This window comes from Ruegeria sp. BC2 (assembly GCF_056539245.1).
In genome coordinates this window covers 1,762,062-1,774,869 of record NZ_JBQFUQ010000001.1, presented here as the reverse complement: position 1 = coordinate 1,774,869, position 12,808 = coordinate 1,762,062, and the positions used below count along the sequence as shown (strand labels likewise).

General features: G+C 63.1%; 15 protein-coding genes. 4 read left to right on the top strand and 11 right to left on the bottom strand.

The window, feature by feature from the left end; all coding sequences use genetic code 11:
• Position 1 precedes the first annotated feature (1 nt).
• The gene (locus tag ACR0CU_RS08825) at positions 2–766 is read left to right on the top strand and encodes a Hint domain-containing protein (RefSeq protein WP_480642853.1); all 765 of its coding nucleotides are present in this window, start codon (positions 2–4) and stop codon (positions 764–766) included.
• Positions 767–821: 55 nt separating this feature from the next.
• Here ACR0CU_RS08825 and ACR0CU_RS08820 read toward each other — a convergent pair whose 3' ends face one another.
• From ACR0CU_RS08820 to ACR0CU_RS08790, 7 genes are all read right to left on the bottom strand, one after another.
• Positions 822–3,023 carry a 3-hydroxyacyl-CoA dehydrogenase NAD-binding domain-containing protein gene (locus ACR0CU_RS08820; RefSeq protein WP_170446778.1) on the bottom strand — a complete coding sequence of 734 codons (2,202 nt, stop codon included), beginning with the start codon at positions 3,021–3,023 and terminating at the stop codon, positions 822–824.
• A 23-nt stretch (positions 3,024–3,046) separates the two neighbouring features.
• Positions 3,047–4,258, bottom strand: coding sequence for an acetyl-CoA C-acetyltransferase (locus ACR0CU_RS08815; RefSeq protein ID WP_170446776.1), 1,212 nt, complete (start codon positions 4,256–4,258; stop codon positions 3,047–3,049).
• Positions 4,259–4,268: 10 nt separating this feature from the next.
• Complete coding sequence (locus ACR0CU_RS08810; RefSeq protein ID WP_170446774.1) at positions 4,269–4,907, bottom strand: glutathione S-transferase family protein; 639 nt, start codon at positions 4,905–4,907, stop codon at positions 4,269–4,271.
• Between the two features lie 136 nt (positions 4,908–5,043).
• Positions 5,044–5,256 carry a hypothetical protein gene (locus ACR0CU_RS08805; protein WP_005981899.1) on the bottom strand — a complete coding sequence of 71 codons (213 nt, stop codon included), beginning with the start codon at positions 5,254–5,256 and terminating at the stop codon, positions 5,044–5,046.
• Between the two features lie 56 nt (positions 5,257–5,312).
• A complete protein-coding gene (locus ACR0CU_RS08800; protein WP_170438609.1) occupies positions 5,313–7,094 on the bottom strand; it encodes an acyl-CoA dehydrogenase C-terminal domain-containing protein in 1,782 nt (593 codons plus the stop codon).
• Positions 7,095–7,140: 46 nt separating this feature from the next.
• Positions 7,141–7,542: a MerR family transcriptional regulator gene (locus tag ACR0CU_RS08795; protein WP_093962630.1), complete on the bottom strand. Its 402-nt coding sequence runs from the start codon at positions 7,540–7,542 to the stop codon at positions 7,141–7,143.
• 282 nt (positions 7,543–7,824) lie between these two features.
• Positions 7,825–8,193: a MerR family transcriptional regulator gene (locus tag ACR0CU_RS08790; protein WP_170337669.1), complete on the bottom strand. Its 369-nt coding sequence runs from the start codon at positions 8,191–8,193 to the stop codon at positions 7,825–7,827.
• A 113-nt stretch (positions 8,194–8,306) separates the two neighbouring features.
• Here ACR0CU_RS08790 and ACR0CU_RS08785 point away from each other — a divergent pair, with 113 nt between their 5' ends.
• The 3 genes from ACR0CU_RS08785 to ACR0CU_RS08775 are packed head-to-tail and all read left to right on the top strand — an operon-like array spanning position 8,307 to position 10,568.
• A complete protein-coding gene (locus ACR0CU_RS08785) occupies positions 8,307–8,726 on the top strand; it encodes a PaaI family thioesterase (protein ID WP_170390566.1) in 420 nt (139 codons plus the stop codon).
• 1 nt (position 8,727) lies between these two features.
• Complete coding sequence (locus ACR0CU_RS08780; protein ID WP_170358400.1) at positions 8,728–9,246, top strand: PaaI family thioesterase; 519 nt, start codon at positions 8,728–8,730, stop codon at positions 9,244–9,246.
• A 5-nt stretch (positions 9,247–9,251) separates the two neighbouring features.
• On the top strand, positions 9,252–10,568 hold the full coding sequence (locus tag ACR0CU_RS08775) for an MATE family efflux transporter (RefSeq protein ID WP_170446772.1): 1,317 nt from the start codon (positions 9,252–9,254) through the stop codon (positions 10,566–10,568).
• Here ACR0CU_RS08775 and arsC read toward each other — a convergent pair.
• Genes arsC through ACR0CU_RS08755 form a run of 4 tightly spaced genes read right to left on the bottom strand, consistent with a single transcriptional unit; the run spans position 10,565 to position 12,724 of the window.
• A complete protein-coding gene (gene arsC, locus ACR0CU_RS08770; protein WP_170446770.1) occupies positions 10,565–10,906 on the bottom strand; it encodes an arsenate reductase (glutaredoxin) in 342 nt (113 codons plus the stop codon). The genes ACR0CU_RS08775 and arsC overlap by 4 nt on opposite strands.
• On the bottom strand, positions 10,903–11,961 hold the full coding sequence (locus ACR0CU_RS08765) for a quinone-dependent dihydroorotate dehydrogenase (RefSeq protein WP_170446768.1): 1,059 nt from the start codon (positions 11,959–11,961) through the stop codon (positions 10,903–10,905). The genes arsC and ACR0CU_RS08765 overlap by 4 nt, the downstream gene beginning before the upstream one ends.
• A complete protein-coding gene (locus tag ACR0CU_RS08760) occupies positions 11,958–12,389 on the bottom strand; it encodes a DUF1330 domain-containing protein (protein WP_480642848.1) in 432 nt (143 codons plus the stop codon). The genes ACR0CU_RS08765 and ACR0CU_RS08760 overlap by 4 nt, the downstream gene beginning before the upstream one ends.
• On the bottom strand, positions 12,386–12,724 hold the full coding sequence (locus tag ACR0CU_RS08755; protein WP_170447095.1) for a DUF952 domain-containing protein: 339 nt from the start codon (positions 12,722–12,724) through the stop codon (positions 12,386–12,388). Before ACR0CU_RS08755 ends, ACR0CU_RS08760 begins: the two co-directional genes overlap by 4 nt.
• Positions 12,725–12,808: the final 84 nt, after the last annotated feature.

The following is a 12,808-nucleotide window of genomic DNA, read 5'->3' as shown; positions in this document are numbered from 1 at the left end:
CGTGTTGGAAGTAGTGAGTGTTTCGGGGTTTTCCGAAAATAATATCCAGACCGTACCGGGTGACGCCGTTTCGGTCAGGCGTGGCGGATTGCTGCATGGGACGAAGGTTGCCACCACCAGTGGCTGGAAACTGGCCGAGGCATTGGTCGCCGGGGATCTGGTCAGAACGATGGACAACGGGTTCCAGGAAGTGAAACGCGTGTCCCACGACAGAATAGCCGTACCGGCTGGCGAGGTTCGACCTGACTTTTTGCCCGTGCGCGTGCCGTCCCGCGCGGCATATGACGGTCGCGCGGTCTGGCTAATGCCCGAGCAGGGAATGGCCGTAGCCTTGTCTTCTGATGGCAGCATCGACGAGGGGCTGGCGATCATTCCGGCGCGTCTGCTGAGCGGGCACTTCAGCTTTTCCTCTCGGACACCGGCAGAGGAATTCCAGGTCACATCGCTGTTTTTTGAGCAGGACGAAGTGGTCTTTATCGAGGGTGGCTTTCAAGCCTTCTGTTCCTCGTGCCGCATCCGTTCGCTGTCTGGCCCGTCCCGACGATCCTACGCGGTGCTGGAAGAATCCGAGGCGCGGAGTCTCGTTACATCTATCGCAGAGGCCGGCGAACTGTCGGCCCTTGCAAACCCGTTGGGTGCACTGCCTGCACCCATCCCGCAGGAACCGATCTTTCCGATCCGTCCCCCATCGGGGGTGCGGCGTCCGGGACGTCCGGGGCGGCCCAACGTGCCGGCCTTGTTTCTGCGGCCTGAATGGCAGACCTGACCAAACACTCTAAGAAAGATGCTGGCGCATGGGATCATGCGCCAGCATCACTTGTTCAGGCAGCCTTGGCTTCGGGGTCGAAGCGGCCGTAGAAGGTCTGACCTTTTTCGGCCATCTCGCGCAGCAGCGGCGGGCAGGCGAAGCGGTCACCGTACTTCTCCGACAGCTGGTCACAACGCTCGGCCGCGTAGGGCGCACCGATGATATCAAGCCAGCTGAACGGACCACCTGACCACGGCGCAAAGCCCCAGGCCAGGATGGCGCCGACATCGCCTTCGCGGATGTCTTCCAGAACACCTTCTTCGAGCGCGCGCACGGCTTCGAGAACCTGTGCGAACATCAGGCGCTCCTGCACCTCGATCAAGTCGGGCTGCTGCTCGGCCAGCGGATACTTGTCCTGCAGACCTTTCCAGTAGCCGATGCGCTTGCCGTTTTCGTCATAATCGAAGAACCCGGCCTTGGACTTGCGGCCCAGGCGACCCTGTTCTTCCATCCAGAAGATCAGATCGTCCGCGGGGCTTTCCGGATAGGCATCGCCCATTGCCGCCTTGGTCGCCCGGGCAATCTTGGCGCCCAGGTCGATCGAAGTTTCGTCGGTCAGCTGAACCGGACCCACCGGGAAGCCCAGTTGACGGGCGGCGTTGTCGACCAGAACCGGGCTGACGCCTTCGGTGATCATCCGCGCCCCTTCGTTGATGTAGGGGATGATGCAGCGGTTGCAGTAGAAGAACCGCGCGTCATTGACCACAATCGGCGTCTTGCGGATCTGGCGGACATAGTCCAGCGCCTTGGCCACGGCCCGGTCACCGGTTTCCTTGCCCTTGATGATCTCGACCAGGAACATCTTCTCGACCGGCGAGAAGAAGTGGATGCCGATGAACTGGTCGGGCCGCTTGCTGGCCTTGGCCAGTTCGGTGATCGGCAGGGTCGAGGTGTTCGAGGCAAAGATGCAATCCTCGGGAATGATCGCCTCAACCTTCTGGGTCATCTCGGCCTTGACCTTGGGATCCTCGAACACGGCTTCGATGATCAGATCGCAGCCCGCCAGCTTTTCAAGGTCCGGCGTGGCGGTGATGCGGGCCAGCATGGCCTCTTTCTTCTCGGCCGTGACCTTGCCACGCTTCATGCCCTTGTCCAGATAGGCTTCGGTATAGGCCTTGCCTTTGTCCGCGGCGGCCTGATCGCGGTCGATCAGCACAACCTCCATCCCGGCCTGCGCCGAGACCAACGAGATGCCCGCGCCCATCATGCCCGCACCCAGAACGCCGATTTTCTTGACCGACTGATCCGGAATGCCTCGCGGACGCACAGCGCCTTTTTCCAGCGCTTCCTTGTTCAGGAACAGCGAACGGATCATCGCGCCCGAGGACGGGTTCATCAGTACCGAGGTGAACCAGCGCGCCTCGATCTTCAGCGCGGTGTCGAAATCGACCAGTGCGCCCTCATAGACCGCGCTCAGCAGGGCTTTGGCTGCCGGGAAGGCGCCTTGGGTCTTGCCGTTCACCATGGCCGAGGCACCCACGAAGTTCATGAAGCCCGCCGGGTGATAGGGCGCGCCGCCGGGCATCTTGTAGCCCTTCGCGTCCCACGGCTTGACCAGATCGGCCTCCTTGGCGTTCAGCACCCATTCCTTGGCCGCGGCCAGCGGATCGGATGCGATCTCGTCGATGTAGCCTGCGCCCTTGGCCTTTTTCACGTCCAGCATCTTGCCTTCCAGCAGCAGCGGAGCCGCCGCGATGGCGCCCACCTTGCGGACCATCCGGGTGGTGCCGCCCGCGCCGGGGAAGATGCCGACCATGATTTCCGGCAGGCCGTATTTGGCCTTGGGGTTCTCGGCGGCAAAGATGCGATGGGTCGCCAGCGGCAGCTCCATGCCGATGCCGGCGGCCGTGCCGGGCAGGGCGGCCGCGATCGGTTTGCCACCTTTCTTGGTCTTGGGGTCCATGCCGGCCAGCTCGATCTTGCGCAGCAGGGCGTGCATCTTCATCGTGCCTTCGAACAGGCCCTTGGCCGGGTCGTCGCCCGCCTGTTCCTTCATAACCGCCAGCAGATTCAGGTCCATGCCGCCGGCGAACGAGCCTACCTTGCCGCTGGTGATCACGATGCCTTTGATCTCGTCATCGGCCAGGGCCTGATCAATGCAGTCGTTCAGTTCGGACAGGCCGTCGAACGACATCACGTTCATGGTCTTGCCGGGGACGTCCCAGGTGATGATGCCAACGCCGTCGGCGTCTTTGGTCAGTGTAAAATCAGCCATTTTTCTTCTCCTGATCCCCGCCGTTACACACGTTCGATGATGGTTGCCGCGCCCATGCCGGATGCAATGCACAAGGTGGCCAGACCGGTTTCCTTGTCCTGGCGCTCCAGCTCGTCCAGCAGGGTGCCGATGATGATCGCGCCGGTGGCGCCCAGCGGGTGGCCCATGGCGATCGAACCGCCATTGACGTTGACCAGCGCCGGATCGACGTCAAACGCCTGCTGGAACCGCAGCACGACCGATGCGAAGGCCTCGTTGACCTCGAACAGGTCCAGATCGCTGATCTTCATGCCGGTTTCGGCCAGGATCTTTTCGGTCACCGGAACCGGGCCGGTCAGCATGATGGTCGGGTCGGTGCCGATCTTGGCGGTGGCCTTGATGCGGGCGCGCGGCTTCAGACCGTATTTCTCGCCGAACTCCTTGTTGCCGATCAGAACGGCCGCCGCGCCATCCACGATGCCCGAGCTGTTGCCGGCGTGGTGGATGTGGTTGATCTTTTCCAGATGCGGGTATTTCAGTATCGCCACCTTGTCGAAGCCGGGCATCTGCTCGCCCATCATCTGGAAGGACGGGTTCAGCGCGCCGAGGCTCTGCATGTCGGTGCCGGGGCGCATGTATTCGTCGCGGTCCAGAATAGTCAGGCCGTTGCGGTCCTTCACCGAGATCACCGACTTGGCAAAGCGGTTCTCTTCCCACGCCTTGGCCGCGCGTTTCTGAGACTCGACGGCCAGCGCGTCGGCATCGTCACGGCTGAAACCGTATTCGGTGGCGATGATGTCGGCCGAGATGCCCTGCGGGACGAAATAGGTCTCCATCGCCAGCGACGGGTCGACCGCGATGGCGGCGCCGTCGCTGCCCATGGGCACGCGGCCCATCATCTCGACGCCACCGGCGATATAGGCCTCGCCCGCGCCGCCTTTGACCTGGTTGGCGGCCAGGTTCACGGCCTCCATACCGGATGCGCAGAACCGGTTGATGGCCAGACCGGGGATCGATTCATCCAGGTCCGAGGCCAGAACCGCGGACCGCGCCAGGCAGCCGCCCTGTTCCATCACCTGGGTCACGTTGCCCCAGATCACGTCCTCGACAGCGTGGCCTTCCAGGTTGTTGCGCTCCTTGATGGCGTTCAGGGCCACCGCCGACAGGCGCACCGAGGTCACCTCGTGCAGGCTGCCGTCCTTGCGGCCCTTGCCGCGCGGGGTGCGCAGGGCATCATAAATGTAAGCTTCGGTCATACTTCTCTCCTCAAGCTCGATCCGACGGATTGCCGGGCATCAGGTCATAGGGGTGTTTCCATCCAGGCTGCTCGGACAGGCGGGTCAGCCAGGCGTTGATATGGGGCCATTCGGCTCGGTCAAAGCCGAAGGGTTCGGGGTAATACAGGTAGCCGCAGCAGCTGAGATCGGCGTTGGTCACGCTGTCGCCGACGATCCAGTCGCGGCCCTCAAGATGCGCGTTCAGCACCTGATAGGCGGCTTTCAGGCGGCCTTGGTTGAAGGCGATCACATCCGGGTTGCGGTGCTCTTCGGGCAGGAAGTTCATCAGGAAACGGGTCAGGCCCGCCATCGAACTGAGTTTGTGGTTGTCCCACAGCACCCAGCGCAGGATGTTATAGTTCTCTTCCCGCGTCTTGCCGCCGAATTTCCCTGATTTTTCGGTGACATAGGCCTGAATCGCGCCCGACTGGCTGGTCCGGAAATCTCCGTCGATCAGCACCGGCGCTTCGCCCATTTCGTTGACTTCGGCGCGGTATTCGGGGGTTCGGGTCTGGCCGTTGAAGAAATCGACAAAGACCGGCTCCCATTCCAACCCCGACATCTCGAGCGCAAGGGCGGCCTTGTACGAGTTTCCGCTTTCTCCGAAGCAATGCAGTTTTATCGTCATGCACTCACCCCTCCCAAGGCGGTTTGTACGGTTTCGTCACGCACGTGTTTCGAGAAAGACCTGACCGCGGGCCGCAGCTGCGTTCGGACTTGTCTTGCTGAAAACACGCCGGGCCTGGGCCAGGCATTGGGGTCGTCTAGCGTTTGCGCGCCTCAAGCTCGGAATTGAAGATGCGCAGCCGGTGGGTCAGGTTCTCCTCGTCGATCACGCTGTTGAAGTTCTCGAACAGGAATGACAGCGCCTCTCCTTCGTCCAGCCCGGCCTCGCGGGCAAACCCCTTGAGTTTTCGATACCCGTCCTCGGTCATGGCGACGGGAAAGCGGCGGGTCAGGCGAAAGCGTTTGGGCATGTCATCTCCTCCATGAGCGCTGGTTCCGGGCGGGGTCGCCCGGAACCAGACTGGGATCAGAAGTTCGCCGCGTCCAGTGCCATCACCGTGTCGGCGCCGGTCTGGATCCGAGCCAGGTGCATGCCTGTGGCCGGCAGACGGCGCGCCATGTAGTAGCGGCCGGTGGCGATCTTGGTCTCGTAGAAGTCCTTGTCGGACGCGCCGGCATCCAGTGCTTCCTGCGCGGCCTTGGCCATCTGCGCCCACATCAGGCCCAGGCAGACATGACCGAACATGTGCATGAAGTCATACGAGCCCGACAGAGCGTTGTTCGGGTTGGTCATGCCGTTCTGCATGAAATACATGCCGGCGGCCTGCAGGTCTTTCGAGGCGGCCTTCAGCGGTTCGATGAACGCCTTGTCATAGGCTTCGTCTTTGCCGCTGTTTTCCTTGCAGAAGGTTTTGACCATGTCGAAAAAGGCCATGACATGCTTGCCGCCGTCCTGCGCGAGCTTGCGGCCGACCAGGTCCAGCGCCTGAACGCCGTTAGCTCCTTCGTAGATCATGGCGATGCGGGCGTCGCGGGTGTATTGCGACATGCCCCATTCCTCGATGTAGCCATGGCCGCCATAGACCTGCTGGGCCTGAACGGTCATGTCATAGCCCTCGTCGGTCAGGAAACCCTTGATGACCGGGGTCATCAGCGAGATCAGCCCGTCGGCGTCCTTGTCACCCGAACGGTGCGCCTTGTCGATCAGGGTCGCGCCCCACAGGATGAAGGCCCGCGCGCCTTCCACAAAGCTTTTCTGGTCCATCAGGCTGCGGCGGATGTCGGGATGTACGATCAGCGGATCGGCCGGGCCGTCGGGATTCTTGACGCCGGTCACGTCGCGGCCTTGCAGACGGTCCTTGGCGTATTCCAGCGCGTTCTGATAGGCGGCCTCGGCCTGAGCCAGACCTTGCATGCCGACACCCAAACGCGCTTCGTTCATCATGGTGAACATGGCGCGCATGCCCTTGTGTTCCTGACCCAGCAGGTAACCGGTTGCGCCGTCATAGTTCATCACGCAGGTCGAATTGCCGTGAATGCCCATCTTTTCTTCGATCTTGCCGACCGAAACACCATTGCGCTCGCCCAGGCTGCCGTCTTCGTTCACCAGGAACTTGGGCACGATGAACAGTGACACGCCCTTGATGCCCTCGGGGCCGCCGGGGATCTTGGCCAGCACCAGGTGAATGATGTTGTCGGCCATGTCGTGATCGCCGGACGAGATAAAGATCTTTTGGCCGGTGATCTTGTAGCTGCCATCGCCCTGCGGCTCGGCCTTGGTGCGCATCAGGCCCAGATCGGTGCCGCAATGCGGCTCGGTCAGGTTCATGGTGCCGGTCCATTCACAGCTGACCATCTTGGGCAGATATGTGTCTTTCTGCGCGTCGGTGCCATGCGCCAGGATGGCTGAGGCCGCGCCGTGGGTCAGGCCCTGATACATGGTGAAGGCCTGGTTCGCGGCCGAGAACATCTCGCCCACGGCGGTGCCAAGAACATACGGCATGTTCTGGCCGCCATATTCCTCGGGCATATCCAGACCGGTCCAGCCGCCTTCCTTGACCTGCTCGAACGCGTCCTTGAACCCGGTCGGGGTGTAGACCACGCCGTTTTCCAGCCGGCAGCCTTCGGTGTCGCCGACCACGTTCAGCGGGTGCAGCAGGTTGACGGCGACCTTGCCGGCCTCTTCCAGAACGGCGCCCGTGAACTCGGGCTCCAGCTCATCATAGCCCGGAATATCCGAGGCCGAGATTTTCAGAACGTCATGCAGAACGAATTGCGTGTCTTTGGTAGGCGCGTTGTAAACGGGCATTTGAAGCTCCCTTAATTCAGATGTCCGGGTGGCAGGCGGCGCGGAGTTACTCGGCCGCCTTTTTTTCCTGTTTCATCGAGGCGATGACCTTCTCGCCCCAGCGCAACTGCTCTTTCAGATCGTCAATGGCCTGAGTCAGTTCCTCGCGGCGGGCTTCCATGTCCGCCAGACGCTCGCACGCGATTTCATAGGTGCGGGTCATCTGGGTCAGTTGCTGGTCGCCGACATGGTACAGATCCAGAAGCTGTCGAATCTCTTCCAGGCTGAAACCAAAGCGTTTGCCGCGCAGGATCAGCTTGAGCCGCGCCCTGTCACGTTTGGTGAACAGCCGTTTCTGGCCCTCACGGATCGGAAACAGAAGCTCTTTGGCTTCGTAGAACCGCAAGGTCCGCGGCGTGACGTCATAGGTCTCGCACATCTCGCGGATGGTCATAAGATCTTCGGTCATTGGTCACCCTCTCGTCGCTGGCGTCATGAGAAAGTTGCGCAGTCGATGGCCGCTTTACAACATGAGATTGACGTTTACGTAATCCAGACGCTGCGTCACAAAGAAATTGACGTAACTTCCGGTCGCGTAAAGCGGCGGGTTGGCAATTTTCTTTCCGTTGGGTCAGCCAAATCCACTGTACCGGCGCGGTTCGAAGCCGACGGGCAGGCGGCAGGGCGCCAGCCGAAAAATGCAGATTTCCGGTGTAATGAAGGATGGATTTGGGGGCTCGAACTGGCCGATTTAGGTCAGGGAGTTGGCCGTTTGATCGCGAAGGCGCTGCAACTCGTCCATAGCTTCGTCCAGTTGCTGACGCTGCTGACGCAGCTCTTCCATCTGGCGGTCGGCCATTTCGATAAAGGTAGCCATCTGGGCCTTGTTGCCTTGATCTTCGTAGATCAACAACCACTGCCGGATTTCCTCAAGTGGAAACCCGAACTTTCGGCCACGCATGATCAGCTTCATCCGCGCACGCTCGCGCGGACCGTAAAACCGGGACCGTCCCTCCCGGTCTGGCTGCAGCAGCTCGATATACTCGTAGTAGCGCAGGGTGCGCGGAGTCACGTCGAACTCGGCGCACATCTCTTTGAATGACAAACGCTTGTCGGACATTCCTGTTCTCCTCGGTTGCAACCTAGGGCGTTGTGCGGACAAGCGCAACAGGCGGGCTTGCCCTTTGCGCGCAGAGCAGATCATAAAGGGGCAGGACAACAGGACTGAACCTCATGGTCGACAAGACAGTACTCGCCCGCCAGTTCATCGAGGCGATCCCCCATGCGCAGGCCCTGGGCCTGACGCTGACCCATATCGGCGAGGGTGAGGCCGAGATCACCATGCCTTACAACGAGGATCTGATCGGCGATCCCCGCACTGGCGTGATTCACGGCGGGGCTGTGTCGGCCAGCCTGGATACTTGCTGCGGGGCTGCGGTCATGAGCCATCCGGCGGCGCCGGGCGGCACAGCAACCATCGATCTGCGCATCGACTACATGCGCGCCGCAACGCCCGGCCAGACGATCACCACCCGCGCGACCTGCTATCACATCACGCGCAATGTGGCCTTCGTGCGCGCAACTGCCATGGACGACGATCAGGATCGCCCGGTGGCCACCGCCTCGGGCGCCTTCACAGTCGAGGGGAAGTGAGATGGCAAGACCCCGTCCCGAACCGATGCAGGTGGTGAAACAGCGCCGCGACGCGGCCCTCAAGGCGCTGGTCGAGGGGGTTCCGTATATCCGGTTCCTCAATATCAGCTTCGACCGGCGCGGAGACGAACTGACCGGAGTTCTGAATTTCGACGAAAAGCTGATCGGCAACCCGTTCCTGCCGGCGATTCATGGGGGCGTCACGGCGGCCTTTCTCGAGGTGACGGCGGTGATCACGCTCAGCTGGGAGCACCTGTTCCCGCGCATCGAAAGCGGTGAGATCGATGCCGAGGACATCATCTCCGATCACAGTATCCGCTTTCCCAAGACCATCGATTTCACGGTGGATTACCTGCGCTCGGGCCTGCCGCGCGATGCCTATGCACGCGCCTTCATCAGCCGGGCGGGTCGGCGGTATGCCTCGGTGCGCGTCGAGGCTTGGCAGGACAACCACGCCAAGCTGTTCGCGCAGGCCGCAGGGCATTTCCTGATGCCGCAAGAGCCTTCGGCCAAGAGCTGAGTAAAATGCGGGACGCCTCGGCACCCATTACGCACAGACGGGTGCTGAAGATCGCGGTGCCGATCGTGCTGTCCAACGCGACGGTGCCGATTCTGGGCGCGGTAGATACCGGCGTGGTCGGCCAGATGGGGCAGGCCGCCCCGATCGGCGCGGTTGGCATTGGCGCGGTCATTCTGGCCACGATCTACTGGGTGTTCGGCTTTCTGCGCATGGGCACGACCGGATTGGCGGCGCAGGCCCGAGGCGCGGGAGACACGGCCGAAACCGGTGCGCTGCTCATGCGCGGCCTGCTCTTGGGCGGCGCGGCGGGGCTGTTCTTTATCGTGGCGCAGGTGGCGGTGTTCGCAGGGGCCTTCGCGCTGTCGCCCGCCAGCCCCGAGGTCGAGGCGTTGACGCGCAAATACCTCGAGATTCGCATCTGGGGCGCGCCCGCGACCATTGCGCTTTATGCCGTGACCGGCTGGCTGATCGCGGTCGAGCGCACGCGCGGCGTGTTCGTCCTGCAGGTTTGGATGAACGGGCTGAACATCCTGCTGGATCTGTGGTTCGTGCTGGGGCTGGGCTGGGGCGTCGAAGGGGTGGCGGTGGCCACGCTGATTGCCGAATGGACGGGTCTGGCGCTGGGTCTGTGGCTGTGCCGCGATGCGTTCGGGGGTAATCAATGGCGCGATTGGGCGCGGATCTTCGACCCCGTCCGCCTGCGCCGGATGATGCAGGTCAATGGCGACATCATGATCCGGTCGGTCCTGCTGACCGGGTCCTTCACCACCTTTCTGTTCGTGGGCGCCGATCTGGGCGACGTGACGCTGGCCGCCAACCAGGTGCTGCTGCAGTTCCTGGAAATCACCGCTTTTGCACTGGACGGGTTCGCCTTTTCTGCCGAGGCATTGGTAGGCAGCGCCGTCGGAGCCAAGGACCGATACCAGGTCCGGCGCGCCTCGGTCATGGCGTCGCAATGGGGCGTCGGTGGGGCTCTGGTGCTGGGGGCCACGTTTTTTGTGGCAGGGCCCGCATTGATCGACCTGATGGCCACCGCGCCCGAGGTGCGGATCGCGGCGCGAGAATACCTGATCTGGGCGGCGCTGGCCCCGGTGATCGGCGTTGCCAGCTGGATGTTCGACGGCATCTACATCGGCGCGACCTGGACCCGCGCCATGCGCACCGCCATGATCCAGTCGGTGGCGATCTATGTTGTGGCGCTGTTCCTGCTGGTGCCGACCATGGGCAATCACGGGCTGTGGGCCGCGCTGATGGTGCTGAACACCGCCCGCGCGGTGACGCTGGGTCTGCGCTACCCCCGGCTCGAGGCGCAGGTCGCCTAGAGCAGGGTCAGCAGGTTCTCGGGCGGGCGACCGATGGCGGCCTTGTCGGCGGTGATCCCGACCGGGCGTTCGATGAGGATCGGGTTCTCGGCCATGGCCTGAACCAAGGCCTCTTCGGGCGTATCCTTGCTCAGCCCCAGTTCCTTGAACCGCGCCTCGCCCCGGCGCATCATCTCGATCGCCGGGATGCCCAGCCGGGACAGCACCGCACACAGCTCATCCGCGCTGGGCGCGTCCTCGAGATATTTGCGAACGGTGACTTCGGCGCCGCGGTTCTGCAGCAGGGCCAGCCCGGCGCGCGATTTTGAACACCGTGGGTTGTGCCAGTATTCGATCACAGCCAATCCTCTCGTTTGCTGCCGACGGCGTCGGCCACCGATTTGAACCCGTCCCGCGCCAGTAGGGCATCCAGCCCCCGCGCGATCTCGGCCGCCAGTGACAGGCCGCCATAGACCATCGCGGTATAGAACTGCACGGCCGAGGCCCCGGCGCAGATCTTGGCATAGGCCTGTTCGGCGGTGCCGATGCCGCCCACGCCGATCAACGGAATCTGCCCGTCGGTCATCTGGCTCAGCCGAGCCAGAACGCGGGTCGATTTCTCGAACAGGGGCGCGCCTGACAATCCGCCGGCCTGATCCTTGTGCGGGCTGCGCAGCCCTTCGCGCGACAAGGTCGTGTTGGTGGCGATGACACCGTCGATGCCCGTGTCACGGGCGACGTCGGCGATGTCCCGCAGTTCGTCATCCGTCAGGTCGGGGGCGATTTTCAGAAACACCGGGATCGGCCGTGCCAAGGAATCGCGGGTTTCCAGCACACCTGCCAGCAGAGCGCTCAGCGCCTCTTTTCCCTGCAGGTCGCGCAGCTTTTCGGTGTTGGGCGACGAGACATTCACCGTGGCGAAATCCAGCCATTGCCCGCAATGGGCCAGCACCTGCGCAAAATCCCGCGCCCGGTCGGTGCTGTCTTTGTTGGCGCCCAGGTTCAAGCCGATCACCGCGTCCTTGGGGCGGTGCGCAAGACGCCGGGCCATCGCCTCCATTCCTTCGTTGTTGAAGCCGAACCGGTTGATGGCGGCGCGGTCCTCGGTCAGGCGGAACAGGCGCGGCTTGGGGTTGCCCGGCTGCGGGCGCGGGGTCACGGCGCCCACCTCGATAAAACCAAAGCCCGCGCGTGACAGCGGGCCCAGAACCTCGCCATTTTTGTCGAACCCGGCGGCCAGCCCCACCGGGTTGGGCAGGTCGAGCCCGGCCAGTTGCATGCGCAAGCGCGTCGAGGTGACGGGACCGGGCGCCGGGGTCAGACCCGTTTTCAGTGCCTTGATCGACAGGCCGTGCGCGGTTTCAGGGTCCAGGCGATGCAGCGCGGCCAGGGCGAGTTTCTCGGTCAGGTTCATCCGAAGGACGCTCCGGTTGGGGAAGGGGCGGTGCGGATCAGGCGCGAGTCGGCCACAGCCGCCTGCCGGTGAATGACCGCCGCGCGATAGGCCGGGTCGGTCACCATCTCCAGAAACGCATGGGCCGAGGGGTAACGGGCGATGAACATCTCGTCCCATACCTCGTCCTGCGGGCCGATCAGCGTTGTCTGGAATGTGCCGCGCCAGATGATCGAGGCCCCCAGCCGCGCGATGATCGGCGCGGTTTCGGCCCCGTACCGGCGATAAGCTTCTGCGCCGCTCAGCCCCGCGCCGGCCAGGTCGTGGCCTGCGGGATAGACGGCCTTGGCGCGGAACCGCACAAGGTTCAGCATCTCGATCGGGTGATCGCGGTCCAGCGCCTTGAACGCCTCGAACTGGGCGCGGTCGGGGTCGATATGGCCGGTCATTGCATCTCCTCGGGGAAACGGTGCGCGCCGTTTTCCAGCGGCAGCGGTTTGGCCCAGACCACATCCGCCATGCGCATGTTGCGATAGAGATGCGGGAACAAGGCCCCGCCGCGCGAGACCTCCCATTTCAGATCATCGCCCATTTTCTGGGCATCGCAGGCCACTAGGGTCAGGTTTTCGGCCCCGGCAAAGTGCTTGGCCGCGGTTTCCGCCGCTTGTTCTGCGGTGGAAAAATGCACGAACCCATCCGCCACGTCGACCGGCGCGCCCCGGGTTTCGCCCTGTGCCTGCAGGGCCGCCCATTCCTCGGCCCGGAATATCTTGTAGATCAGCATGGCGCCGTGATGCCCCGCGCGCTGGGTAGAATCAAGCCGCATTTCCCCCTTTGACTCTTTGCCGCCCTCGGCGCACGATCCTGA

Excerpts from the sequence above, each read along its gene's own strand:
- ACR0CU_RS08820 (WP_170446778.1), bottom strand. The coding sequence starts at position 3,023 with ATGGCTGATTTTACACTGACCAAAGACGCCGACGGCGTTGGCATCATC.
- ACR0CU_RS08815 (WP_170446776.1), bottom strand. The coding sequence starts at position 4,258 with ATGACCGAAGCTTACATTTATGATGCCCTGCGCACCCCGCGCGGCAAG.
- ACR0CU_RS08810 (WP_170446774.1), bottom strand. The coding sequence starts at position 4,907 with ATGACGATAAAACTGCATTGCTTCGGAGAAAGCGGAAACTCGTACAAG.
- ACR0CU_RS08805 (WP_005981899.1), bottom strand. The coding sequence starts at position 5,256 with ATGCCCAAACGCTTTCGCCTGACCCGCCGCTTTCCCGTCGCCATGACC.
- ACR0CU_RS08800 (WP_170438609.1), bottom strand. The coding sequence starts at position 7,094 with ATGCCCGTTTACAACGCGCCTACCAAAGACACGCAATTCGTTCTGCAT.
- ACR0CU_RS08795 (WP_093962630.1), bottom strand. The coding sequence starts at position 7,542 with ATGACCGAAGATCTTATGACCATCCGCGAGATGTGCGAGACCTATGAC.
- ACR0CU_RS08790 (WP_170337669.1), bottom strand. The coding sequence starts at position 8,193 with ATGTCCGACAAGCGTTTGTCATTCAAAGAGATGTGCGCCGAGTTCGAC.
- ACR0CU_RS08785 (WP_170390566.1), top strand. The coding sequence starts at position 8,307 with ATGGTCGACAAGACAGTACTCGCCCGCCAGTTCATCGAGGCGATCCCC.
- ACR0CU_RS08780 (WP_170358400.1), top strand. The coding sequence starts at position 8,728 with ATGGCAAGACCCCGTCCCGAACCGATGCAGGTGGTGAAACAGCGCCGC.
- ACR0CU_RS08775 (WP_170446772.1), top strand. The coding sequence starts at position 9,252 with ATGCGGGACGCCTCGGCACCCATTACGCACAGACGGGTGCTGAAGATC.
- ACR0CU_RS08765 (WP_170446768.1), bottom strand. The coding sequence starts at position 11,961 with ATGAACCTGACCGAGAAACTCGCCCTGGCCGCGCTGCATCGCCTGGAC.
- ACR0CU_RS08760 (WP_480642848.1), bottom strand. The coding sequence starts at position 12,389 with ATGACCGGCCATATCGACCCCGACCGCGCCCAGTTCGAGGCGTTCAAG.
- ACR0CU_RS08755 (WP_170447095.1), bottom strand. The coding sequence starts at position 12,724 with ATGCTGATCTACAAGATATTCCGGGCCGAGGAATGGGCGGCCCTGCAG.